Below are 25,047 nucleotides of genomic sequence, written 5' to 3' on the forward strand. Positions count from 1 at the left end.
GGATGCTTATTGAAGTGGAAAGCTTAAGTAAACGGTTTGATAACCAGTCTGTGCTTGATGAAATTAGTTTTTCTGTCAAACGTGGAGAATGCTTGGGGATCATTGGACCAAACGGAAGCGGCAAGTCTACATTGCTAAAGCTATTGTCGGGAGTGGATCGTGCGACGACCGGAAGAATTGAATTAAATGGGAAACAGATTGAACTTTATACCCGCAAGGAATTAGCAAAGTGGCTGGCAGTATTGCAGCAGGAATCTCTACCTCCAATTGGATTTACGGTAAGAGAGGTTATCGAAATGGGGAGGTTTCCTTTTCAAAATTGGCTCGGTGAAGAAAAAACAGAAATTGAACCACTTATCGATTCCATTATCGAGAAAATGGAGTTATCTGAGTTGAGTGATCGCCTGCTCGAAAGCCTAAGCGGGGGGGAGCGGCAGCGAGTAGCTCTTGGAAAGACGATGGCACAACAGCCAAAGCTTCTAATGCTTGATGAACCGACCACCTATCTCGATATTGGTCATCAAGTACTTTTGATGGATCGGATTCGAGAATGGCAGCAAGAAGATGATATGACCGTTATCGCGGTTCTGCATGATTTAAATATAGCAGCCCTGTATTGTGATCGATTGCTGCTGTTACATAATGGGAGAGTAGTAGCGGCTGGAGCTCCCAAGCATATCATTCGAGCAGATTTGATTCAACAAGTCTACGGTACTACACCAATTGTAATGGTGCACCCCGTTTGTGGTGTACCACAAATCATCCTTCAAGGAGAAAGTATAGCGGAGCGTACAATTCCTATGAAGAGAGGTAAAGAAGGAATCATCAGAAAGCGGAGGAATAGCTATGTCCATCAATAGAATAGTAGTTGCAGGTACGGGAAGCGGTGTTGGAAAAACAACACTGACAATTGGTTTAATGGCAGCGTTAAGAAAGCGCGGTTTAACGGTTCAAGGCTTTAAATGCGGTCCTGACTATATTGACCCTTCTTATCATAAATCTGTCACCAATCGAGTTTCTCGTAATTTAGACAGTTGGATGCTTACACATGATCGAGTTTTGGATATTTTCACGCATGGAAGTCGTGGAGCTGATATTTCGATTATAGAAGGAGTGATGGGATTTTTTGATGGGAAAAGTCCGGAAACGAATGAAGGCAGTACGGCAGAGATCAGTATCATAACCAAAAGTCCTGTATTGCTCGTTGTCAATTGTGAAAGTATGGCCCGAAGTGCAGCGGCGATCGTGAAGGGGTTTCAAATGTTTGCAGAAGGGCCCAAGATTGCAGCAGTAATTGCCAACAAAGTTGGGAGCGAAGGACATTTTCAGCTTGTCAAAAAAGCGATTGAACAGGAATGTCATGTTCCTGTGATCGGCTATTTGAAACGCGAGCTAGACATTGAAATCCCAGAAAGACATCTTGGACTTATTCCTTCTATTGAACGAGGAGAACTTATTCCATTTTTCGATCAATTAGGAGACTTGGTTTTAGAGACGATTGATATGGACAAGCTGCTTGAATTAGCTGTTGCTGAGCCGCTACCTGTAAGTGAAAAAACCTCCATGTTTGAACAGAAGAAAGAAAAGATCATGAAAATGGCAGTTGCAAAGGATGAAGCCTTTAATTTCTATTATCCTGAGAATCTAGAAATGTTGGAAGCGAATGGTGTAGAGATTGTTTATTTTTCTCCTTTGGCTAATGAAGAACTGCCAAAAGATGTTGATGGCCTTTATATAGGAGGAGGCTTCCCAGAGGAATTCGCTCATGTCCTTGAATGTAATGAAATGACAAAGGATTCTATCAAAAATGAAATTGAAGCTGGATTACCTACTCTTGCTGAATGTGGCGGGTTCATGTATTTAACCGAGTCAATCGAAACAACGGAAAAGAAGAGGTATCAAATGATTGGGGTAATCCCAGGCGAGGTACAAATGAAAACATCTTTGCAAGCTCTAGGGTACAGAGAGATTAGTGGTCTGAATGACAATTTTATTCTAAAAAACCAAAAAGCAAGAGGGCATGAATTTCATTATTCCTCCTTTTTGCCTAACGAAGAGAAGCTGCCACATGCCTATGAAACGAAAGGGATGCGGGGTGTAAGCAAGGAAGGATATCTACAACACAACTTAGCAGCTGGCTACACCCATTTTCACTTTAGCTCCAATCCAGCGCTGGTTGAGAATTGGATTGAAAAATGTTTAGAGTTTAAAGCTAGTAAGGGGAGAATAGGATGAAGAAACTTTTCGAATCGATTCCAAAAATTAACAAGGAAATGGGAAGACAGGTTAGTGACTATATTAATACGTTGACAAAGCCAATCGGAAGCCTTGGGAGGCTGGAGGAATTGGCAATTGAACTAGCAGAAATGAAAAACGAAGCATTTCCAAGTGTAACACCACCTGGAGTCCTCGTTTTTGCAGCGGATCATGGAATTACCGACGAAGGTGTTTCTGCCTATCCGCAAGCCGTGACAGAGCAAATGGTTCGGAATTTTTTAAATGGTGGTGCTGCGATCAATGTCTTTAGTAGACAAATAGGTGCCTTACTTGAGGTAATCGACATCGGCGTAGTAAACGATATTGAACATGAGAGTCTAATAAATAAAAAGATTCGTTATGGTACTGGCAATTTTTATCGTGAGGATGCGATGAGCCGGGAAGAAGCTGAACAAGCGATTGAAGTAGGTTACCAGCAGGGCTTACAAATCATCAAAAAAGGAGCACAGTGTCTCATCCTCGGCGAGATGGGGATTGGAAATACGTCTTCAAGCAGTGCCATCTTAGCTGTTCTTAGCGGTAGAGATATTTCTTTACTAGTAGGTAAAGGGACTGGAATTTCGGATGAAACCTTATTACATAAAGCCGAAATTATTAAACAGGCACTTGAAAGGAGAAACCCTAATCCAACTGATCCAATTGATATCCTTGCAAAAGTGGGAGGACTAGAGATAGCCGGAATAGCAGGTGCAATGCTTGCTGCGGCGAACAAAAGAGTACCGATTCTAGTAGATGGATTTATATGTACCGTTGCAGCTTTAATTGCCAAATCAATCTCTCCTGGTGTTGATGACTATATGATTGTCACGCATCAATCGATTGAACCTGGTCACAAAACAGCCCTTTCACTATTAGGGAAGAAGCCGATTATTGATTTAGGACTAAGACTTGGAGAAGGAACAGGTGCAGCCATTTCCCATTCTATTATCCAATCGGCTACATTAATGCTAAAAGAAATGGCAACCTTTCACTCAGCAGGAATTTCAAAAAATGACGAATGAAAACTTCACAAAACGAGGAGGCTCACACATGGAACAAGTTAACAAAAAGAAACAAGGCTTAACACTTGTGTACACAGGTCACGGTAAAGGAAAAACGACAGCAGCAATAGGTTTAACCGTACGAGCAGTTGGTAGAGGGTTAAAAGTAAAGATTTATCAATTTATAAAATCACCAGAGCGTTCGTACGGGGAACAAATTGCCTTACGTAAGCTTGGGGTTGAGATGGAACAGCTAGGAAGAGGATTCACATGGACAAAAACCCCTGATGAGCACAGAGAAGCGTTAAGGACAGGTTGGGCAAAGGCAAAGGAAACAGTAATGAGCGGAGAATATGATTTAGTGATTTTAGATGAATTAAACAATGCCTTAGCAATTGATACATTTCCAATTGAAGATGTTTTACCACTAAATGAAGTGATGGATCTAATAATAAATAGACCGTCCCATGTTCATCTCGTTTTGACAGGAAGAGATGCCAAGCGGGAAATTAGAGAGATTGCGGATCTAGTATCTGTTATTGAAGTGGAAAAGCATTACTACGATGAGGGCATACCAGCTGTAAAAGGAATTGAATTTTAAGGGGCAAGAAACAAAATGGAGGAGTGAATGCTTATGGGGAAAGCTGTTCCTTTAATGATTCAAGGTACTCATTCAGATGCCGGCAAAAGTGCGCTTGTTACCGCTTTATGCCGGATATTTGTTCAGGATGGTTTTAAAACAGCCCCTTTTAAATCACAGAACATGGCTTTAAATTCTTATATTACATTTGATGGGAAAGAAATCGGCCGTGCCCAGGGTGTGCAAGCAGAAGCAGCAGGCATTCTTGCAACAACGGATATGAATCCTATTTTGATTAAGCCAAGCAGTAGCTATGAATCGCAAATTGTTGTTCATGGAAAGCCATTTAAAAATATGAAGGCAGGAGAATATCGCCAGGACTTTTTTCAACAAGGCCTAGCATTAATTCGAAATTCATATGAGAAATTGTCTGTTTGTTATGAACGGATCGTTATTGAAGGAGCAGGTAGTCCTGCTGAGATTAATTTAAATGATCGGGAGCTTGTCAATATGAGGGTTGCCCAAATCGCCAACGCACCCGTGATTATAGTTGGAGATATTGAAAAGGGTGGAGTATTTGCCAGTTTAGTAGGAACCTTGCAGCTGCTAGAACCGGAAGATCGAAAAAGAGTCATTGGTGTCATCGCCAATAAATTCAGAGGTGATGTATCATTACTGCAGCCGGGATTAACCTGGTTTGAAGAGTATACTGGCGTTCCGATTTTAGGTGTTGTTCCCTATATCGATAACCTACTAATAGAAGCAGAGGATTCAGTTGTGTTAAACAACTATACTTCTAAACTCGATACTACAAAGGAAATTGATATTGCGGTCATCCGTCATCCCTTGATCTCTAATTTTACAGATATCGATCCTTTATTTGCGGAAAAGGATTGTCATGTTCGCTTTGTAAAAGCTGTAGAAGACTTAGGAGAACCGGATTTACTGATTTTACCTGGGAGTAAAAATACCATTGAGGATATGATGGTTTTACACAGTACAGGACTAGCCAATCGGATCTTGGATTTAGCACAAAAGAATACGATGATCGTTGGTATTTGTGGTGGGTACCAAATGTTGGGGAATCGTATCGACGATCCTAACGAAGTTGAATCATCACATAAAAGTGTAGAAGGACTAGGGCTCCTTCCGATGCAAACCTCCATGACCACCCATAAGACAACGGTTCATTCTGAAGGAATGGCCAGTTTTGGCGAGGTAAGCATTCCAGTTGCGGGTTATGAGATTCATATGGGGGAATCGTACTTTGAAGAGGAATGTGACCATTTTGTTCAGTTAGCTGACAGAAGGGAAGGAACGATAACGAAGGATAGACAAATCATCGGGACGTACTTTCATGGTATTTTCAATAATGATCAATTCCGTGAGGTTTTTCTAAATGAGATTAGGTTAAAGAAAGGATTAGAGCCGATCAAGAACCGAGCATCTTTTTCCCAAAAAAGAGAAGAAGGATTCGATGTATTAGCCAAGGTTGTGAGAGAAAATATCCAGTTAGACCGAATTAATAAGCTAATAACGGACTTTCAAAAGGAATCGAAATGATGGTAATGGTATATGAGCCAACCATTATATTCTGCATGATTTTATTTGCAGCGATTGTATTAGATTTGTTGATTGGTGATCCTAGATGGCTGCCGCATCCTGTTGTCCTAATGGGAAAATTCATCACATTTTTAGAAAAAAGCTGGAATAGTGGAGAAGGAAGAGTCTGGAAAGGGATGTGCCTTACCGCAACAGTTATTCTACTCGTTTTTTTCGTTTCCGTATTTATCGTCATTGTCGCCTATCAATTACATCCATTTGTTGGTGTTTTGGCACAGATCTATCTAATTTCCACTACGATTGCGATAAAAGGTCTTTCGTCTGCCGCAAAAGAAGTCCTAGTTCCTTTAGTGAATGGGAATTTAGTAGAAGCAAGATTAAAGCTTAGTATGATCGTAGGTCGAGATACGGAAAGCTTACCGGAGAGTGAAATTGTTAGAGGAACTGTTGAGACTGTTGCTGAGAATACAGTCGATGGCATAACAGCGCCATTATTTTGGGCCATTATTGGAGGAGCACCACTTGCTATGGTGTACCGCGCCATCAATACGTTAGATTCTATGGTTGGACATAAAGATGAGCGATTCATGCAATTTGGATGGGCATCAGCTAAGTTGGACAATCTAGTAAACTGGATTCCTGCGAGACTAACAGCACTTTCGATGTGGCTAGCCGCTTTTTTTATAAAAGGATCTAAAAAGAGAAATGGATGGAACATAACATGGAGGGATGCAAGGAAACACCCCAGTCCAAATAGTGGTTGGTCAGAGGCAATGGCAGCGGGGTTAATCGGAATTCAGCTAGGTGGAATCAATTACTATCGGGGAAGAAAGTCAGCTCGTGCACAAATGGGAGATCCTTTAAGGAATTTGGTGTGCTCTGATATCGAAAAAGCAATTCGATTGATGCATGGGGGATGGCTTGTATTTTTTCTGATCGGTGTAAGCTTGCTCCTGTTAGTTAGATCGTGAAAATGAGGTGAAAGGATGAAATGGCCAAATCATGGCGGACAACCTGAAACAATAAAAAAACTCTTTCATATTAAAGGCGATAAAGCATTACTCGATTTTAGCGCAAACTTAAATCCTTTAGGACCTCCTTCCTGGCTGCAAGATGCATTACAAGAACACTATAAGACGATAACCCGTTATCCAGAGCCAACATATTCGAATAGCAGCGCTTCGGTAGCAGAGCATGAAGGGATAGACCAAGACCAGGTCCTTTTAACAAACGGGGGAGCAGAGGCCGTTTTTTTAGTAGCAAAATATTTTGAAAAAAGGAAAGCGCTCATTGTTCACCCTACCTTCTTGGAATATGAACGAGCCTGTCATCATTACCATATTGATGTGGAAGATATTTTAGTAGGCCATGAAAGTGGATTTACATTACCAGTCCAATTGATTCGAGAAAAGTTTATTGAAAAAGATGTTATGTTTCTTTGTCGCCCTAATAACCCAACTGGAACGGTAATTGATGAAGAAGATTTGCAGCTATTGTTAGAGGAAGGGAAAAAAACTGGTACATATGTAGTAGTGGATGAAGCCTTTGTTGATTTTCTTCCGACATCCGTTCCTACACTTACTCCATGGTTATCGTCTTACCCAAATTTAATATTATTACGTTCTTTAACAAAAATGTATACAATCCCTGGGCTTAGAATCGGATATATAATGGCTCATCCAACGATTATTAAGGTTTTGAAAAATGAACAAATTCCTTGGAGTATTAACTCTTTAGTAGATGCGTTAATTCCGAGATTACTTGAAGACCGCCGTTTTGTTGACGAAACAAGAGCATGGCTGCATGAGGAATCTCGAAATGTGTTCAAGAGATTAACTTCATTAGGGTTTTACTTTTCTCCATCACAAGTAAACTTTTATCTTTTGCGAGATCAGAAACAGCCCCAACGAACTGACGAGCTTTATTCTTTTTTATTGGAAAACGGAATCCTTACACGGCACACTCACAACTTTAAAGGACTAAATGGTGAGTTCTTACGAATTGCCATAAGGTCAAACTTGGAAAATGAACAGTTACTAGCTGTGCTCCAAAAGTGGAGAAATGAGTCATGATCCTCTTTATTTCAGGTGGTGCTAGGTCAGGGAAAAGTCATTTAGCAGAGCAAACGGCTCTTTCGTTTTTTCATAAAATGAAGGAGGAAAATCAAAGAGGATCACTTTATTACATTGCGACAGCTAAAAAAAGTGATGATGAAATGGATGAAAGGATTCGAATTCATCAGCAAGATCGGGGGAAGGAGTGGCAAACGGTTGAAGAGTCCTTTTACCTTGAACCGATTCTGTCACAATGTAAAAAAGGTGATGTTATTTTAATAGACTGTTTGACGATATGGTTAAGTAATGTCATGTTCGAGCTTGACCATAGATTGGAAAGGACAGAAGCCAGTGTGAATTCCTGGCTATGTCTTGCACGTGAAAAGCAATTTCACCTTCTAATTGTTTCGAATGATGTAAATGAAGGGATTCCTTCCACTGATGAGGCTGTACAAAGATATATGTATACTTTACAGCGTCTCCATCAATCGATTGTGCAGCAATCAGACCTTGCCGCCGAGGTCCGCGCGGGGATTCCAATGTATTGGAAGGGAGAAATTTGATGAAGCTAATGTTCTTTGGGTTTATACTTGCGGTTCAATTTCTAACACGAATTCCTCTTTCCATTGAATGTCCATGGACCAAACAGACAAGCAGATGGGCATTAAGGAGTTATCCGCTTGTCGGTGCAGTACTGGGGTCAATAATTACGATCATGCTGTACATATTTCAGTCGTATCTTCCTATCCCTATTATGACATTGCTCATCGTTTCTTTATGGGGCTATCTCACTGGAGGATTACACTTAGATGGGTGGATGGATGTAGCGGATGCAGTTGGTTCCAATGCTCCCTTAGAGAGAAAATGGGAGATTATGAAAGACCCACATGTCGGAAGTTTTGGCATCATTTCACTTCTTTTTTTATTAGCATGGAAAACATTATTGATTTATTCGTTGATTGAATCTGGTTTCCATTTGTATTCTTTTCTTTTTATCATGGCGTTTTCACGTTTTGGAGCCGTTGTTTTAATGATTTTTCTACCTACCGCTAAACAGCATGGCTTGGCATGGGAGTGGAAGAAAAACGTAAATCGGCTTGATTGTTTGTATGCAGCAATCCCTGTATGTATACTATTATTCTTCTTTCATGACTTTCTATATTTACTTCCTGCCTACATTATATTTATTGGCCTATTTGGAGCTTGGATTAAACATAGCTTTAAAGGGACGAATGGAGATTTATTAGGGACAGCGATTGAAGGAGGCGAATTATGGGGACTTGTAATCACATGGATGTATATCTCGTTCGTCATGGGATAACAAATTGGAATAAGGAGAAAAGGTATTTAGGCCATTCTGACATCGGAGTAATAAGAAGCGAACTATCTCAGTTGAATAATCTGCAAAAAGTGTTATCGAGAGTAAATTTTGACCATGTATTTACTAGTGATTTACGACGTTGTCAGGAAACTTTAGCCTATTTAAGCATTCCGTCACAGGTTCAAATTGATTATAGATTAAGAGAAATTAATTTTGGCGACTGGGAAGGAAAGACGTATGACGAGCTAAAGAATCAGATCGCCTATCGAAACTGGCTAGTGGATTGGGAGGCCTATTCCATACCTAATGGAGAGTCAGCTGATGCATTCAAATCTAGAATTGATTGCTTTTTTAATGAGTTATTTCAGCAAGCGATGGAAACTACTCCTGCGAAAATTCTTGTTATGACCCATGGAGGTGTCATCCGCTATTTTGTTTCAAAATATGTATCCTCCAGGTCTTTTTGGGAGCTTACCATCTCGCATGGACATGGTATTCGATTAACTTTTGAGCAGCGGAAGGGGGAATGGGTGTGCAGCTCGTTATCGGCGGTGCCTTTTCAGGAAAAAGAAAAATAGTAAAAGCAAATAATGGAACCTTCAGCTGGGTATCTGCCTATGAGGGAGATAGTGTGGAGGATTGGGAAGCAAAATGGGAGAATGGCTCAACGTTAGTAATGGAGGGATGGGAAAAATGGATTGCGTCTGAGCTTCAGAATAGTGAAGACAATGACGAGATTCGAAGGGGATTTAAAACCATATTTAAGACCCTCCTTAAGGAGGAGGAAAATAGAAAAAACAAAATAGTCCTTATCATGTTAGAGGTTGGGAAGGGAATTGTTCCTTTGCAAAAGGATGAAAGAAGACTAAGGGATCTGGCTGGGTGGATTGCACAGGATGCAGCAAGCGTTTCAGATGGAGTGGAGTTTGTATGGAATGGATTAGTGAAGAGAGTCAAATAGTTATACGCTGAGATCCTATCAAGCTGGAGCGATACTTTTCTTGGGCTGCACGAGCAAAATAAGCCGCCTATTTTTACCAGTGCGTTACTTTTCTAGCGCTCACGGGCAGAATAAGCTGCTTATTTTTACCGATTTGCTATATTTCTAGCGTTCACGGGTAGAATAAGTTGCTTATTTTTACCGATTTGTTATTTTTCTAGCGCTCACGGGTAGAATAAGCTGCTTATTTTTACCGATTTGCTATTTTTCTAGCGCTCACGGGCAGAATAAGCTGCTTATTTTTACCGATTTGCTATTTTTCTAGCGCTCACGGGCAGAATAAGTTTCTTATTTTTACCGATGCGCTATTTTTCTAGCGCTCACGGGCAAAATAGAAGGCTTATTTTTACCCGTACGACTTTTTTCTTATACTCATGGGCAGAATAGGCCTGTTTATTTTTACCAGTGCGATACTATTCTTAAGCACACGGGCAAAATAAAAGGCCTATTTTTACCCGTACAACTCTTTTCTAGCGCTCACGGGCAAAATAGATAGTGTATTAAAGACATTTTACGTTCACAGGAGCCGTTTTTTCTATGTGAACCTAAACTTAGGAGTGTTATTCATCGGTTTCGGACGGTTCTTTTGCTTCGTCTTTATAATTCATTTGTTCAAATTTAAAAATAAAAATTCAGAAAATATATTGACGAGATAATAAATATTACTTATTATAATATTCAGATAAGTAATATTTATTATTTCCGATTTCAAGCATACCTTTTAAAAGGCAGGTGTTTAATTCAAGTTTACTAGCACCGACATGGTTTATTCTACAAAATAACCTCCAATCCAATTTCATATCATGTATTCTATTTAGAAGGTAAAAAGCCATGCCAGGGGAGGAGGAGGTTTCAAAATGAAAAATAGAAGTGATCAGTTAGTCCATGAGCTTGGCAAAAAAATCGTAACAGGGGAATTCGCTCAAGGTGAGATATTACCAAAGGCGGAAGATATAAGTGAAAGATATGAGGTAAGTCGAACCGTAGTTCGTGAAGCCTTTAAAGGATTAACAACACTTGGGCTTGTTCGCTCCAATCAAAAAGCTGGTACGGTTGTCCTTCCCCGTTCCGATTGGCAATGGTGGAATCTAGATGTATTAACATGGGTCATAGAGGATGAGAATAATACCGACTTTTTGGTGCATTTAACAGAAGTGAGATTAGGTCTTGAACCGACGGCCGCGGCATTGGCAGCTAAACGAGCAACTGATCAGGACATGATGAAAATGAAAGCTGCTTTTGAGCGTCTGGAGCAATCAATTGGGGATGAAAAGGCCTGGGCAAGTGCGGATTATGATTTCCATGAAAGCATCCTGCAGGCTTCCCACAACGATCTCATGATTAACACAGTTAAAACACTTCGAAAAGCGCTAGTGAAAAGCCGCGAAAAAACGATACAGGCTGCCAAGGATTTTCCGGAATCACCATATGATACGCCAACAAAAGAAGTGCTGGATCGACACCGTGCTATCTACGATGCCATCATAGCAAGGGATGAAGAGTTGGCCCGGCAAAAAATGACAGAATTAATCTTACGTGTGAAAAGAATTTTAGATAAAATATACGGGTTTTAAAGCTAACTTTTTACTAAAAAATAGTTCGACTTAGAGAGGAGCAAAAAAATGGGATTACAAGTTGTAAGATTCGAAAAGCAAGGTAAAGAGTCTTGGGGTGTTGTTTCAAACAATCAAATTATTGCCCTAAAAAATACTTATAGCACTTTAGCGCAATTTTTAGAAGAAGGTGTAGTAGAGGCTAGAAAAGTGAAAGAAAGTGGAATTGGGGAGACTGTTTCACTAGATGAAGTGACTGTCTTAAGCCCGGTGACACAGCCGGCAAGAATTGTCTGCCAAGGAGCCAATTATTCTTCTCACCGTGCTGAAGCTGGCTTGGAAGCAACGCGCCCGCCGTTTAACCTGATTTTTAGCAAGGCAGATAGCTCACTTTGCGGCGCATATTCGGAAATTATCCGACCATCACATGTGCAGCTATTAGACTATGAAATTGAATTGGGATTAGTGATCGGAACTGAGATTTCTCAAGCTGTAGAAGTGACAGATGAAACCCTTCATCAATATGTTGCCGGTCTTGTCATTATGAATGATGTATCTGCAAGGGATGTCCAGCTTTGTGAAGGTCAATGGCTAAAAGGGAAAAGCTACCGAACATTTGGACCTACAGGGCCGTACCTATACTTATTGGACAAAGATGAAACCGCCCTCATTCATGACCTTGAACTAAAATGTTTTGTCAATGACGAGCTTCGCCAATCGGCCAACACGAACCAACTGCTTTTCAAACCGGCAGAGACACTTACTGAACTATCAGAAATTATGAATCTATCAAAGGGAGATTTAATTATTACTGGAACAACAGGCGGTGTAGCCTTAAATCTCTCTCCGGAAATACTTGGTCAAATTTCAAGCCTAGCAGTCCCATACCAACAGAAATTAGATTTACTTGTGGAAAACCAAATCAACAATGGTAAATATCTTGAAGATGGTGATGTTATTCGCTGCCAAATCAGAAGTGCTGATGGAACCATCGACCTTGGTGAGCAAGTAAACAAGGTAGTACCAAGTAAGGTTGCCATTTCCTAATTTACTTATCATATAATGCTGGGAATTACATAAGCCGCTCTAATCATCCTGATCCCAGCTTCCCTTTATTTTAACCCAATTAGCACTACATTTTGAAAAGCATAATAAGAACTTAAATTGTTTTAAATGTATCCGCTTACATGCGGGGTTCATCCAAATATTAATAGTTGAAAAGGGGTTTGGTAGATGAATCAAGAAATTCATGATGTTGCTATTGTCGGTTATGGTCCTGTATCAAAGCTATTAGCCACCTTGCTCGGACAAAAGGGATGGAAGGTTGGCATATATGAAAGATTTCCTCAAGAATATCCATTGCCGAGAGCCGTTCATTTTGATGATGAAATTGCTCGGATTCTACAATCGGTTATTCCTGCAAGTGAAATTGAGAGAATAACAGAGGTTGCCGACGACTTATACACGTGGTGTAATGCCGAGCGGAAAACCCTTTTAGAATTGAACTTTTCTGAATTTGGGGTCTCAGGATGGCCAGGCCATTTATTCTTTAATCAGCCGGAGCTCGAAGGATTATTGGACAAAGCCTGCCGCCAACAGGCAACAGTAGACGTAAATATGGGAAAAGAAGCTGTTGCATTAAACGAATTTGATGACCATGTAGAGTTAGTTGTAAAGGATTTACAGGGAGTAGAAACCAAAGTCAGTGCAAAATATGTGGTTGGCTGTGATGGGGCTAATAGTTTTGTCCGAAGAAATATGGAACATACGATCACAGATCTTGGATTTGTAGCAGATTGGCTAGTGGTAGACATCATTCCTCAAACCGAGAGGGATTGGACACCAATGAATTTACAACTATGTGACCCAGCTCGTCCCACTACCGTTGTTTCAGGTGGCCCCGGAAGAAGGCGCTGGGAATTCATGGCCCTTCCAGGAGAAACAAAAGAAGATTTGAACAAGGAAGAAGTGGCTTGGAAGTTATTGGAGCCTTGGGATATTACTCCAGCGAATTCTGTGTTAGAACGGCAAGCGATTTATACATTTAAAGCCTTATGGGTGGATGAATGGAGAAAAGGCAGACTGGTATTGGCTGGCGATGCTGCTCACTTAACACCGCCATTCATGGGTCAAGGGATGTGTGCTGGCCTTCGTGATGCCAAGAATTTAGCTTGGAAGCTTGATTTGGTCTTAAGTGGAAAAGTGGATGACAACTTCCTCGATATGTATACGAAAGAACGGAAACCACATAATCGGGATGTGGTCGAAGCAGCCTTGTTTTTAGGAAAAGTGATTTGTGTAACCGATCCAGAGGCTGCTGCACTTCGGGATGAGGCATTCTTTACCGGCAAGGTGCCGCCAATGCCCGAATTTCCATTTTTGACCGATGGAATTCTTGGGGAACCAGGGAATTACACGGGAAAACTATCTTTCCAGAGTCAGGTAAACTATCAGGGCAAGACTGGATTGTTTGACGATGTCGTTGGAGACGGGTGGCTGATTATGAGTCCAGTCGATGACCCTAGGAACATTTTACAGGAGGAACAGGTCACCTTCCTTGAGAATTTAGGTGCGAAATTTATAAAAGTTACGGAAGCTTACGATCCACAATTAGAATCAGCTCATCAGGTAGTAGATATTGAGGGAAAATACAAACAGTATTTTCATACAACTGGCTTAGAGGCTGTTGTGGTTCGCCCTGATTATTATATGTTTGGTGGCGCTGCAAAATTGGCTGAATTATCCTTAGTTGTTGAAGATTTAATCAAACAAATGGGGCAGTTCATCAATAAGGCAGCTGTTAGATAACGATACGCTTCTAAGACAGCTGCCAAATGATCATAAAGGACGGGCATCCTTTATGATTGGTTTCTGATTTGTTTGGGGCAAACCAGAAACAGTTGGTAGACTTGGGAAAGTCTAGAAGTACATTATACAATATTTTTTTAAAAAAATAATAATTTTGGGATTATAAACTTTTTAAAAATAAACCTTATGGGGGAATGTGCGATGTCAAACGTAAAAATATTTCGTTTAGTGTACTTGGATTTTTTTGCAAAAAACAGTGAAACCATGGTCGAGTATTATACTAATACAATGGGATATCGGATTACAGAGGAGAAGGACGGAGTTACCTATTTAAGTAACGGTTTCGACCATCATAATATTGTGATCACGCCAGCAGAGGAAAAAGCGGTTCGCAGATATGGCTACCAATTAGACGGGAATCTCACTTTAGAAGAGGTACAGGAACAATTACATGCAAAAGGAATTGCTTCTAGCTTGAAAATAGATGCCAAGCCGGGTGTTTCAAGATTACTAGAATTACAGGATCCAGCCGGCAATGTCATTGAATTATTTACAGAGATGGAGCAATCGGCTGTTGGCTTTGGTTCTTCAGGTATTGTTCCTCTTAAATTAGGGCATGTGGCATTTTATGCGAAAAACTTTCAGGAGACTATAGAATTTTACCGTGATGCATTAGGCTTCTCATTTACGGACCAAATTGGAGTAGGCTTCGCTAATTTCTTAACATGCAATACAGATCATCATGTATTAAATGTTGTTGCTTCAGATGAGACGCGTTTACACCATATTGCTTTCCAATTAAAGGATGCAAGCCATCAGTATGCTAGCTCGGATTTATTGGCCAAGCAGGGACGTCCAACTCTTTGGGGCCCTTCCCGCCATACCGCAGGACATAATATTGCAACTTACCATCATGACCCGGAAGAAAATGTTGTGGAATTGTATATTGATATGGATGTATTTATTCCAGAGCTTGGGATCTTTGAGCCTCGTCCATGGCATGAGGTACTTCCGCTCAAACCAAAGGTTTGGGAAGCTTTGAGTGCTTGGGGAACAGAGTTTGAACTGGATTTGGCTAAAGTATAAGTAGTTTCTATAAGGGGATCTGACTCTATGGTACAAGAAACCTTGTTGATTGATGTGAAACCGGGAACGGAGCAGGAATTTGAGAACGCTTTTCAAAAGGCAGCCGTTATCGTATCGTCTGCCAAGGGTTGCTTAGGATATGAACTGCATCGATGTATGGAGCAAGGAAATAAATATTTGGTTTTAATTAAATGGGAAACAGTAGATGACCATGTAACGGGATTTAAAAATTCAACAGATTATCAGGAAATGAAGTCACTAATTGGCCCTTATTATTTACACATTCCACATGCAGGGCACTATGAAAAAGTAGACTGAGAATAAACGGTTATTTAGAGAATTTTTATTAACGGAGGGGACATAGGTCAAGATAAGCTGACTTTTTCGTCCCCTTTTATTTTTCTAAATGAAATTGCAGGATTCTACATATAAAAAGAAGAAATTAAACAAAAAAATAATGAATAGGAGAGATATCATGACAACTTATATAGTTGATGGAGCAAGAACAGCTTTTGGTACATACGGAGGATCATTAAAGGATATTAGTGATTTGGAATTAGGCGTGGCAGCAACTAAAGGGGCACTTGAAAGAAGTGGCATACCTGCTTCCGATGTTGATGAAATAGTATTTGGAAATGTCGTCCAGACTGGAGCACATTCCGCCTATTTGGCCAGACATATTGGTTTAAATAGCGGATTAACAGAGTCATCATCTGCCCTTACCTTGAATCGGCTCTGCGGTTCAGGATTACAGGCTATGGTAACCGGGGCAACGTCCATTGCATTGGGGGAAGCAAAGGTCATTGTGGCTGGTGGCACCGAGAATATGAGTCTAGCTCCGCAAATCTTAAAGGGAACGCGGTTCGGCTCCCCAAGTAAGGCACCAGTGGTGGTGGATATGCTATGGGAAACGTTAATTGATCAATATGTTGGCTGCGGAATGGGTATGACCGCAGAAAATCTATCAGAAAAGTATAACATTTCACGAGAAGAACAGGATCAGTTTGCGGTTACCTCACAGCAAAAAGCAGGAAAAGCAAGAGATAACGGACGCTTCGCAGATGAAATAGTCCCAATTATCATCCGTGATAAAAAAGGAAAAGAAACGATTATAAAAGTAGATGAACATATTAGAGATAGTGTTAGTCTAGAAGGTTTAGGAAAATTAAAACCGGCATTTAAGAAAGACGGTACTGTAACGCCGGGTAATGCCAGTGGAATTAACGATGGCGCTGCGGCGGTCGTATTAGCTTCTGAAGATTATGTACATGAACATAGTTTAAAACCGTTAGCGAAGATTGTTTCCTGGGCAGTAGCAGGAGTGGATCCAAAAATCATGGGGATTGGACCTGTACCAGCAAGCAAACGGGCATTAGAAAAGGCAGGCTTAACCTTGGCTGACATTGATTTATTTGAATTGAATGAGGCTTTTGCGGCACAATCATTAGCTGTCATAAAGGAATTGGGAATTAACCAGGAAAAAGTAAATGTGAACGGGGGAGCAATCGCTTTGGGACACCCTCTTGGTGCAAGTGGTGCGAGAATCACGTATTCTTTAGCACTTGAACTGAAGAAAAGTAATTTAAAATATGGCTTAGCTACTCTTTGCATTGGCGGCGGTCAAGGAATTGCGATGATTATTGAGAGGGTCTGATTTTGAAAAAATAAATAAACTAATAAACTTAAGGAGGAATCGATTTGGAAAACAAAGTTGTTCGTTTATCGGTTGAAAACCATGTTGGAATTGTCACGTTAAACCGTCCGGAAGTAGGAAATGCACTGGATTTGCAAATGGCCAATGAACTGATGGATGTTGCGATTGTTTGTTCCGAGCGTGATGACATTAGAGTAGTCGTGATCACTGGAGCGGGTAATAAGTTTTCGGTTGGCGGTGATTTAAAAAGTTTCGCAAAGGAAGGGGACGAAATAAGTTCTCATCTGAAATCGGTAACGGCATACTTACATCAAGCGATTTCCTTTTTTACAAGAATGAATAAACCGTTCATTGGGGCGGTGAATGGAGTAGCAGCAGGTGCCGGAATGAGTCTTGCATGCGCATGTGATTTAGTCTATGCATCGGAGAAATCAAAATTTGTGATGGCTTATAACCGAATTGGATTAACACCTGATGGATCTGGCAGCTATTTTTTACCTCGTCTTGTCGGGATGCGTCGTGCCCTTGAGTTAATGTATACGAATCGACAGTTAACGGCACAAGAGGCATGTGACTGGGGAATTGTCAATCAAGTCGTTCAGGATGACCAATTATCGGAGGTTGTCCTTGGCGTTGCAGAAAGCTTGGCAAAAGGACCGATGAATGCATTCGGCGAAACGAAAAAATTGTTCTTTCATTCGCTCCAAGAAACATTGGAAACACAAATGAGCAAGGAATCCCTGCTGCTCGCTTCAAGAGCAAGCAGTGAAGAGGGAAAAGAAGGAATCGCTGCCTTTCTTGAAAAGCGCGAAGCTGATTTTTTAAAGGGTTAGGATTGTATTCCTAGTAAAATAGTGAATTTTTTATTGATTCATAGTTTGATCTTTAATCGGAGGGATTGGATTGGAAGCTGAAATGCTGAAAGGGAAGTTACTTTGGGAGCCCTCACAACAAACGATAAACCAGTCGAATATAAAGAAATTTATGATGTGGCTGGAGGAAAATAGAGGGCTCACATTTGAAGATTACAATCAGTTATGGGATTGGTCTGTAACAGAAATTGAACATTTTTGGACAGCTATTTGGGAGTTTTTTAATATAAAATCAGAAACAGATTACACGGTTGTTTTATCTGGAAATAGAATGCCAAACGTAAAATGGTTTGAGGGAGCCACTTTAAACTATGCAGAGCATGTATTCAGGAATGAAGATCCAGAAAAAGCTGCTGTCATTCATAAATCTGAGATTCGTCCCGTACAGGAAGTCACCTGGGCTGAACTAAGAAAGAAAACGGCTGCAATGGCGACATACTTAAAGTCATTAGGGGTCAAAAGTGGAGATCGGGTCGTAGGGTATGCACCGAACATTCCTGAAACGTTAACTTCCTTTCTGGCATGTGCTAGTATTGGAGCGGTTTGGTCGAGCTGTGCACCTGAATTTGGCATCCAAAGTGTCATTGACCGCTTTAAGCAAATTGAACCGACTGTTATGATTGCAGTTGATGGCTATCAGTATGGGGGAAAGAGATATGACCGGTTGGAGCTTGTAAAAAAGATACAAGCTGAACTTCCATCACTAAAAAAGACCATTCTAGTACCTTACCTAGAAACGCAGCCGGAACTATCCGAGTTGAATAATACAGTCCTTTGGGACCAAGTTATTTCTGAAAATGATAATGTCATTTTAACATTCGAGCCGGTGCCTTTTAATCATCCACTCTGGATCCTATATTCATCAGGTACCACAGGAAAACCTAAAGGGATTGTACAAAGTCAGGGGGGTATCCTCCTTGAGCATCTAAAATTCCTTGGTCTTCAAGTGGATCTTAAGAAGGGCGATCGATTTTTTTGGTACACTACAACAGGCTGGATGATGTGGAACGTAACCGTTAGCGGGTTACTGACAGGTGCGGCTATTGTTTTATATGATGGCAATCCAAACTATCCAAATGATGAAACATTGTGGAGTCTTGCCGAATCTACAAAAATGACAACCTTTGGCACCAGTGCCAGCTTTTTAATGGCCAGTTTGAAAGCAGGAGTTAAACCAAAAGAACAATTTGACCTTTCTCATTTAAGAAGCATTGGTTCTACAGGTTCACCACTGCCGGAAAGCGGATTTGACTGGGTTTATGAGCAGGTAAAAGAAGATATATGGCTGACTTCTACTAGCGGTGGAACAGATATTTGTTCCGGGTTTGTGGGGGGAAGCCCAACCCTGCCTGTTTATTCCGGGGAAATACAAGCTCGTGTTTTGGGGTCAGCTGTGAAGGCATATAATGATGCGGGAGAAGAAGTGATCAATGAAATCGGTGAACTTGTTGTGACCGAACCGATGCCGTCTATGCCGATTTATTTTTGGAATGATAAGAATGGAGAACGCTATCAAGAAAGTTACTTTAATGTTTTTCCTGATATTTGGAGACATGGGGATTTTATCAAGATTACCGAAAGAGGCTCGGCGATCATTTACGGCCGGTCAGATGCGACGATTAACCGTGGAGGTATTCGAATGGGTACAAGTGAAATCTATAGTGCCCTTGAGAGTATTCCAGAAATAATTGATAGTTTAATTGTAGATATTCCAATAAGTGCCGAACAATCCTACATGCCTTTATTTATCGTTTTAAAGGAAGGCTTCAGTATTACAGATGAATTGAAAACTAGGATCAATCAATCTATTAGGCAAAACTGTTCTCCAAGGCACGTACCGAATGAAATTTTACCTGTAAATGAACTACCGAAAACACTAAACGGCAAGAAACTAGAGGTGCCGATTAAAAAAATATTAATGGGAGTACCTATGGAGCAAGCGGTTAACTTGGGTTCCCTGAACAATCCAGAAACGTTGGATTACTTTGTTGAATTTAAAAGATTGTTAGAGTCTAGGTAAGGAAGCACGGGGACGGTTCTATTGCCTCAAAAACTGAGGCAATAGAACCGTCTTGTTTTTTAGCTTATCTACTGAAAACCTAGATTCTTTTATACAAATAAAAACTATTAAAAATCTTTAGCCACTTATTGTGAATTATAAAGAGGGGTCTGGTCGGCAAATTAGTGGGGCAGTACTCCTGTAATCAAGAAATATGAAAAGACTAGCGATTTTTAAGCTAGTCTCTCTTTTTCCTATTTCCTTAATATTATTAACGTGGTGCTAGGAACTGGATTCATCATAGGAACTTGATTCATCATGTGAACTTGACTCATCATGGTCTTCTTTACACCCACAATGTTCGTAGTCCTCTTGACGGCATTGAGTAAACGAATCCTCATCACACATTTCTGGAATCGGAATGCAGGGGTCGAAATTCGGATTTTGGAGTACTTCATACGGACGCATCATTTCGTGATCCTCATGTTCAAGGATATGACAATGCCAAGGATAGATTCCAGTAAATGGTCCAAACCGGGCAATAATACGAGTGACTTCTTCAGGATTAGCACGAACGGTATCTTTCCAACCTCTTTCATTAGGATCTGGCTCACGTGCCGGACCTATAATCGTGACATTTCCATTTTCATCAACTTCAATGGGTTCACGATTCAGAATCTGGAATTGGACAAGATGCAAGTGAATGGGATGAGTATCACCCGTCAGGTTGTACAGCTCCCATACTTCTACGGTACCATTATAAGGGGTTTCAGTAATCGGTAATTCATCCCACTCCATACCGTTCAGTAAAAGTTTCAAGCGGGCAGGAAATTCTGGATCATCAATTTCCATTAAGAAGTTCTGTCTAACCGTCACACCATTTGGTTCGAGTCTTTCTAAGCAGCTTAGTTTTTTAGGGATTTGACTTTTATCTGATTTTGAGTTTTTTTTACGAACACGAAATTCCATAATTTGCGGAAGGGGAGGGGCATCAGGGGAGCCATTAGGGAATGGTGCTGGTGCGTCGTTTGTCAGGATGAATTTTTGACCTTTATGTTTTGAGAAATCGACAATCACATCTGCACGTTCCCCTGGAGCAAGTAAAAGCCCCGTGGCATTGGAAACTTTAACAGGTTTCTTTAGAAATCCGCCATCTGTTCCTATTTGAATAAAATCTTGGCCGGAGCTTAGCCGTAATCGGTAAAACCGGGCATTAGAGCCATTCAGGATACGGAAACGGTATTTTCGCGGTTCGACTTCAAGATAGGGCCATACTTTCCCATTAACTAAAGCGGTATTACCGAAAAACTCAGGAACGACAGATGGATTGGGCAATGCGCTTTCATCAAATGGTGGAGGTGGCTCCGGGGCTGGGAAAAACGGTGGAGGCGGCTGATGGCCTGGCTGTGATGGATAGAATAATTCACCATTAGGATAGAATGACCGATCTTGTATCACTAACGGAATTTCATATTTTCCCCGAGGGAGATTCAGTTTCTCCTCTTTCTGATCCCGAATCAAATAAAAGCCTGCAAGCCCTGTATATACATTTAATCTGGTAATCCCAATTGCATGGTCGTGATACCAGAGCGTTGTGGGACGCTGACAATTAGGATAGTAGTAAACTTCATGCAAGAATTTAGTACCAAAATTCTTGAAATTTCGCGTAAACCAGGCTTCTGGATATCCGTCGTTTTCCGGTCGTACACGTCCTCCGTGTAAATGCACAACCGTTCTAACAGAGGGTTCACTGGGTTCTGCACCATGAACCGTTCTATCCACAGGCAGAAGATGTTCAAATGGCAATTCGTTTTCCCACTTGACAAGAATAGGCTGATTCCTAAGAACTTCAAATGTAGGACCAGGATACATCCCGTTATAACCCCAAACTGTTGTATCCGGTAAGTCTCTGTGCAACTTCTGTCTTACTTGCTTCATCGTTACCTCATAGTAGGGGATCCCGTCTCGATGACCAACAGGTTGTATCACAGAAGGCAGAGGCAAAGCATCAACAAACTTCTTTAAAAACGACAATATTTAGCTGCTCCATTCAAAAAACAGATTCATTGTTTATCCTATGCATGTCCAATAAATCTGTTTGGATATTCGTATAGATGAAGCATGGGGACGGTTCTTTTGCTTCACTTTTTGTCTGCTTGTTCTAGAGGAAGGTTGGTTGATATATAACATGAGTCAGCTTTTAGATCATGAGAACCGTCCCCATGCACCAGAAAATTGTTGGAATGGATATTAAATGAGTTTAACCGTAACCATTCTGTCATTTAACCGAAAAAAATAATCCACCCTTGAGGTGGATTATTTGGACTCTCAGCCGATCCCCCGCTAAGGGAACCGTCTTTTGCCAGACCGGACATGTTAGAGCATGTTCGGTCCTTTTTTTAATTATTTTGTGTTTATTAAGATAATAAAAATTAAAATAAATTACTACTAACAACTCTTTAATAAAATTTCCTGGTGTGTTTGAAATATTTATTAGGTATCATCAGACCGTCGTTAAAACTGCTTCCTGTTCATAACAACCTGAATGCTCATTCCAAATAAAATAACCATCTTTCAATTCTACACTAGATGGATAGGGAACATCGTTGTTATCATTTTGAGCTTTGTTTTTCGCTTCCAGGTTTAGAAATTCCATCAATTCTGCTTGACTTATCAATCGGCATACATGATATAGGGCAACCGATTGTTCATTTGCTAACCTATATTCTTTTACAATCGCAGTCTTGAAAGGGGCATTAAAACGTAACATGATTTTTAAATCGCTAAAATAAAGAACACCGAATATACTTTTCAGTTTTAGTGAGCCAACATTAAATTCTCTTTCAGATACCCAATCTTTACAGCCAGTTAACGGATTATAAATAACATAAAGTTTTTCATACATGCAATATTCTCCATTCTTAAGATACATGATTTTAAATGGGTTTAATGGACTTCATGATTAAATCAAATCCCCACTCCAAAACAATCGAATCATGTTTCTTCATACCATTATTTTTGGTTTAATCAAACCTTTAAGCTGTTAATCTATTGTTCTAAGGTATTATATCTTGTAGAAACCAAGTGCAGCATAGGTGACTATTTCTACTAAATTAAACATAATCGCTTTTCTCATTATTCTAATTGTCAACCAAGTTCACTAATAATATTTTAAATCGAATAGAACAATATGTCAACTTAGTTGACATTTTGGTTAGGCTTTATAAATCTTACCGTCGATGAATGTTTTAAGTGGGCCAAATAATAAGGATATGAAGATAAGGTGTGTTTAAAAGCAAACCTCATAAATTTCTTACTTAAATTCAGTTTATGTCATCTGATGTCTGCGTTATAATTAATGTAGGCTGTCATAATTTTTGTAAGATTATCAGAAAGTTCTTTAATTTAAAACAAAGTTGTAATAGATGAGCCTAACCTTAGGCTTATACATATTAACGAAAATAAACTACTTCAAGGAGATGACTGCATTGTCAATAGAGGTGCTATCGAAAAACACAGCGGATATTTTTAGTGCGATTATTAGGGAGCCCAATTGGGATAAAGTGGAGTTGCAAAATGGGATTAGGAAGCTTTTTTTACAAGCAAGAGACAGTGTGGGTTCTCCTGAAGAGTATCTGGAGTCACTATTGGTAAATGTTACCCTTCAATATGCATATACCAATACTGCCGTATCTTTCTTAATGGAGTGTATTGAAGAAGAGAAGTTTCTCTCTCATGAAAGCTTCCAATCGACTTTGGAGAATGTTCCTAATCAAGTGAAAGAATCTAATTTCATCGCCGAAAACATGCCTAGGTTTAAGGAGTTAGTATATCAAGGCTCAACCATTGAAGAGCAAGTACCACATGCCGAAAGTGTTTACTTCCAAACCAAGCTAGTTAACGATTTATTGATTGGATTTATCGGGATCTTCCTGGAACCGAATAATAGAAATTATATGGAGAATTACTTGGAATATTCTTCTCAAGTAGTCGTGGATGCCGTTATGAACTATTGCCAAGCTTATTCTAATCATATTTTAGAAGAGATCAACTCGATGAACTCGACTAAATAGAAAGCTCCTGGTCCTGATAATCTATCCAAGTGGAGAAAAGCGATCCGTTTTTCTCCATTTGTTTTATTTAGGGACCTTATGAAATATTTTATGCACCGTTTGATATTAAACTAAAAACTAAGATCTAAAGTACCTATCAAGGAACTGGACAACACGGCGTGTATACTCCTTTTTATTCATAGGATAAGAATGAATGTGTTGACAACCCTCTGTCAGCCATAATTCTTTATTGTTACTGGATGAGACGGAATGGAATAAACTTTTACTTTCGGTATAAGGAATGGCTTTATCTGTTTTACTGTGAATGAATAAGAAAGATTTTCCCTTAGCGTTCTTTACATGATTGATTGGGGAAACCTCATTAGGGTCAATTTTTAGGAGTTTTCGCATGGAGTGATAAATAATCGGTGTGAAGGGCTTCTTCGGTAATTTGGACCAATAAGAAAGATTTTCTTTTAAAAACGGTTCTAAGTCACTAAAGGGACTATCGGCAATGATGGCAGAGACTGCAGAATGTTCGCATCCGGCAATAAGTGCAGTGGAAGCACCCATACTCCAGCCAAGAAGAGCGATGTGTTTCTGATTTTTTTTCTGAATGGCATAATCAATGGCTGCATATAAATCGTGATTTTCAAAGAATCCCAACCCTGTCGTTCTTCCTTTCGATTTACCGGCATTTCGAAAATCAAACATCAACACATTATATCCTTGTTCGGAAAGAACTCTAGCAAGCTTGAGTCCTTCAATCCCTTCCATGGAACGTTCATTCATATATCCGTGTGCAGTAATGACTGTTTTTTTGCTTTGCTTTGAAGCCGAAGGAATCCACCAGCCAGCTAGCTTAACTTTGTCTTTTCTGCTGTGAAATTCGATTTCCTCGAAATCCATACCGTAATCCCTCGGGTTTTTCGTAGTTTTTGCAGGGAAGGGATGGGTTAGATACAAGCCGATGCTAAGAGGGGGGAGAAAAAATAAAAAGGGTACTGCCAATAACGGCCGCCATAGGGATTTACTTTTTTTCTCCTTACTCTCTTCATCCATTCTAACTCCTCCTGTCCATTTTAAGTAATCGGTACTTTATCATATGCCGATGAACAAAAAACGGAAAAGCCAAAATTACTATATTAGGATTTTTGGATGAAGTTGTTTGCGAAAACACAAGAAAATATGTTCGGTTTTTGAAGTGGCAGTGAAATAACAAGTTAACTGGGGGAGTTAAAATGGAAC

The 25,047-nt window shown here is 40.2% G+C and carries 23 protein-coding genes; 20 read left to right on the forward strand and 3 right to left on the reverse strand.

Features of this window, described 5'->3' with window-relative positions; all coding sequences use genetic code 11:
- The first annotated feature begins 2 nt into the window (after positions 1-2).
- From ACNQGS_RS19885 to ACNQGS_RS19975, 19 genes are all read left to right on the forward strand, one after another.
- Positions 3-860 (forward strand): heme ABC transporter ATP-binding protein, encoded by an 858-nt coding sequence (locus ACNQGS_RS19885; protein ID WP_378582016.1) that lies wholly within the window; start codon positions 3-5, stop codon positions 858-860.
- Entirely contained in the window at positions 847-2,235 is a 1,389-nt protein-coding gene (locus ACNQGS_RS19890) for a cobyrinic acid a,c-diamide synthase CobB (protein WP_491488872.1), read from the forward strand. The genes ACNQGS_RS19885 and ACNQGS_RS19890 overlap by 14 nt, the downstream gene beginning before the upstream one ends.
- Positions 2,232-3,278, forward strand: a complete 1,047-nt coding sequence (gene cobT / locus ACNQGS_RS19895) for a nicotinate-nucleotide--dimethylbenzimidazole phosphoribosyltransferase (protein ID WP_378582014.1) — start codon at positions 2,232-2,234, stop codon at positions 3,276-3,278. Before ACNQGS_RS19890 ends, cobT begins: the two co-directional genes overlap by 4 nt.
- Before the next feature lie 28 nt (positions 3,279-3,306).
- Positions 3,307-3,858, forward strand: a complete 552-nt coding sequence (gene cobO / locus ACNQGS_RS19900) for a cob(I)yrinic acid a,c-diamide adenosyltransferase (RefSeq protein WP_378582013.1) — start codon at positions 3,307-3,309, stop codon at positions 3,856-3,858.
- Positions 3,859-3,891: 33 nt separating this feature from the next.
- Entirely contained in the window at positions 3,892-5,400 is a 1,509-nt protein-coding gene (locus ACNQGS_RS19905; protein WP_491488873.1) for a cobyric acid synthase, read from the forward strand.
- A complete protein-coding gene (gene cbiB / locus ACNQGS_RS19910) occupies positions 5,397-6,371 on the forward strand; it encodes an adenosylcobinamide-phosphate synthase CbiB (protein ID WP_491488874.1) in 975 nt (324 codons plus the stop codon). Before ACNQGS_RS19905 ends, cbiB begins: the two co-directional genes overlap by 4 nt.
- 15 nt (positions 6,372-6,386) lie before the next feature.
- Entirely contained in the window at positions 6,387-7,472 is a 1,086-nt protein-coding gene (cobD, locus tag ACNQGS_RS19915) for a threonine-phosphate decarboxylase CobD (protein ID WP_491488875.1), read from the forward strand.
- Positions 7,469-8,017, forward strand: coding sequence for a bifunctional adenosylcobinamide kinase/adenosylcobinamide-phosphate guanylyltransferase (locus ACNQGS_RS19920; RefSeq protein WP_491488876.1), 549 nt, complete (start codon positions 7,469-7,471; stop codon positions 8,015-8,017). Before cobD ends, ACNQGS_RS19920 begins: the two co-directional genes overlap by 4 nt.
- A complete protein-coding gene (gene cobS, locus ACNQGS_RS19925) occupies positions 8,017-8,775 on the forward strand; it encodes an adenosylcobinamide-GDP ribazoletransferase (RefSeq protein WP_491488877.1) in 759 nt (252 codons plus the stop codon). The genes ACNQGS_RS19920 and cobS overlap by 1 nt, the downstream gene beginning before the upstream one ends.
- The gene (locus ACNQGS_RS19930; RefSeq protein ID WP_491488878.1) at positions 8,727-9,353 is read left to right on the forward strand and encodes a histidine phosphatase family protein; all 627 of its coding nucleotides are present in this window, start codon (positions 8,727-8,729) and stop codon (positions 9,351-9,353) included. Before cobS ends, ACNQGS_RS19930 begins: the two co-directional genes overlap by 49 nt.
- A complete protein-coding gene (locus ACNQGS_RS19935) occupies positions 9,302-9,736 on the forward strand; it encodes a bifunctional adenosylcobinamide kinase/adenosylcobinamide-phosphate guanylyltransferase (RefSeq protein WP_491488879.1) in 435 nt (144 codons plus the stop codon). The genes ACNQGS_RS19930 and ACNQGS_RS19935 overlap by 52 nt, the downstream gene beginning before the upstream one ends.
- 896 nt (positions 9,737-10,632) lie before the next feature.
- Entirely contained in the window at positions 10,633-11,349 is a 717-nt protein-coding gene (locus tag ACNQGS_RS19940) for a FadR/GntR family transcriptional regulator (RefSeq protein ID WP_491488880.1), read from the forward strand.
- Positions 11,350-11,397: 48 nt separating this feature from the next.
- Positions 11,398-12,375 carry a fumarylacetoacetate hydrolase family protein gene (locus ACNQGS_RS19945; protein ID WP_491488881.1) on the forward strand — a complete coding sequence of 326 codons (978 nt, stop codon included), beginning with the start codon at positions 11,398-11,400 and terminating at the stop codon, positions 12,373-12,375.
- Positions 12,376-12,561: 186 nt separating this feature from the next.
- Positions 12,562-14,136, forward strand: a complete 1,575-nt coding sequence (gene mhpA, locus ACNQGS_RS19950; RefSeq protein ID WP_491488882.1) for a bifunctional 3-(3-hydroxy-phenyl)propionate/3-hydroxycinnamic acid hydroxylase MhpA — start codon at positions 12,562-12,564, stop codon at positions 14,134-14,136.
- 201 nt (positions 14,137-14,337) lie between these two features.
- Positions 14,338-15,222, forward strand: a complete 885-nt coding sequence (locus tag ACNQGS_RS19955) for a VOC family protein (RefSeq protein WP_491488883.1) — start codon at positions 14,338-14,340, stop codon at positions 15,220-15,222.
- A 27-nt stretch (positions 15,223-15,249) separates the two neighbouring features.
- Positions 15,250-15,540 (forward strand): antibiotic biosynthesis monooxygenase family protein, encoded by a 291-nt coding sequence (locus tag ACNQGS_RS19960; protein WP_491488884.1) that lies wholly within the window; start codon positions 15,250-15,252, stop codon positions 15,538-15,540.
- A gap of 139 nt (positions 15,541-15,679) precedes the next feature.
- Entirely contained in the window at positions 15,680-16,876 is a 1,197-nt protein-coding gene (locus ACNQGS_RS19965) for an acetyl-CoA C-acetyltransferase (protein WP_491488885.1), read from the forward strand.
- Between the two features lie 44 nt (positions 16,877-16,920).
- A complete protein-coding gene (locus ACNQGS_RS19970; protein WP_491488886.1) occupies positions 16,921-17,709 on the forward strand; it encodes an enoyl-CoA hydratase/isomerase family protein in 789 nt (262 codons plus the stop codon).
- Positions 17,710-17,791: 82 nt separating this feature from the next.
- Positions 17,792-19,768, forward strand: a complete 1,977-nt coding sequence (locus tag ACNQGS_RS19975; RefSeq protein WP_491488917.1) for an acetoacetate--CoA ligase — start codon at positions 17,792-17,794, stop codon at positions 19,766-19,768.
- Between the two features lie 261 nt (positions 19,769-20,029).
- Here the strand turns inward: ACNQGS_RS19975 and ACNQGS_RS19980 are convergent, their stop codons facing one another.
- Positions 20,030-21,781 carry a multicopper oxidase family protein gene (locus tag ACNQGS_RS19980; RefSeq protein WP_491488887.1) on the reverse strand — a complete coding sequence of 584 codons (1,752 nt, stop codon included), beginning with the start codon at positions 21,779-21,781 and terminating at the stop codon, positions 20,030-20,032.
- 469 nt (positions 21,782-22,250) lie between these two features.
- A complete protein-coding gene (locus ACNQGS_RS19985) occupies positions 22,251-22,652 on the reverse strand; it encodes a hypothetical protein (RefSeq protein ID WP_491488888.1) in 402 nt (133 codons plus the stop codon).
- Positions 22,653-23,235: 583 nt separating this feature from the next.
- On the opposite strand from ACNQGS_RS19985, the gene ACNQGS_RS19990 reads away from it, so the two are divergent.
- Positions 23,236-23,820, forward strand: a complete 585-nt coding sequence (locus tag ACNQGS_RS19990) for a hypothetical protein (protein ID WP_491488889.1) — start codon at positions 23,236-23,238, stop codon at positions 23,818-23,820.
- A gap of 117 nt (positions 23,821-23,937) precedes the next feature.
- Here ACNQGS_RS19990 and ACNQGS_RS19995 read toward each other — a convergent pair whose 3' ends face one another.
- Positions 23,938-24,861 (reverse strand): alpha/beta hydrolase, encoded by a 924-nt coding sequence (locus ACNQGS_RS19995; RefSeq protein ID WP_491488890.1) that lies wholly within the window; start codon positions 24,859-24,861, stop codon positions 23,938-23,940.
- Between the last annotated feature and the right edge of the window lie 186 nt (positions 24,862-25,047).

This window comes from Neobacillus sp. PVCKKU3, from assembly GCF_058323225.1.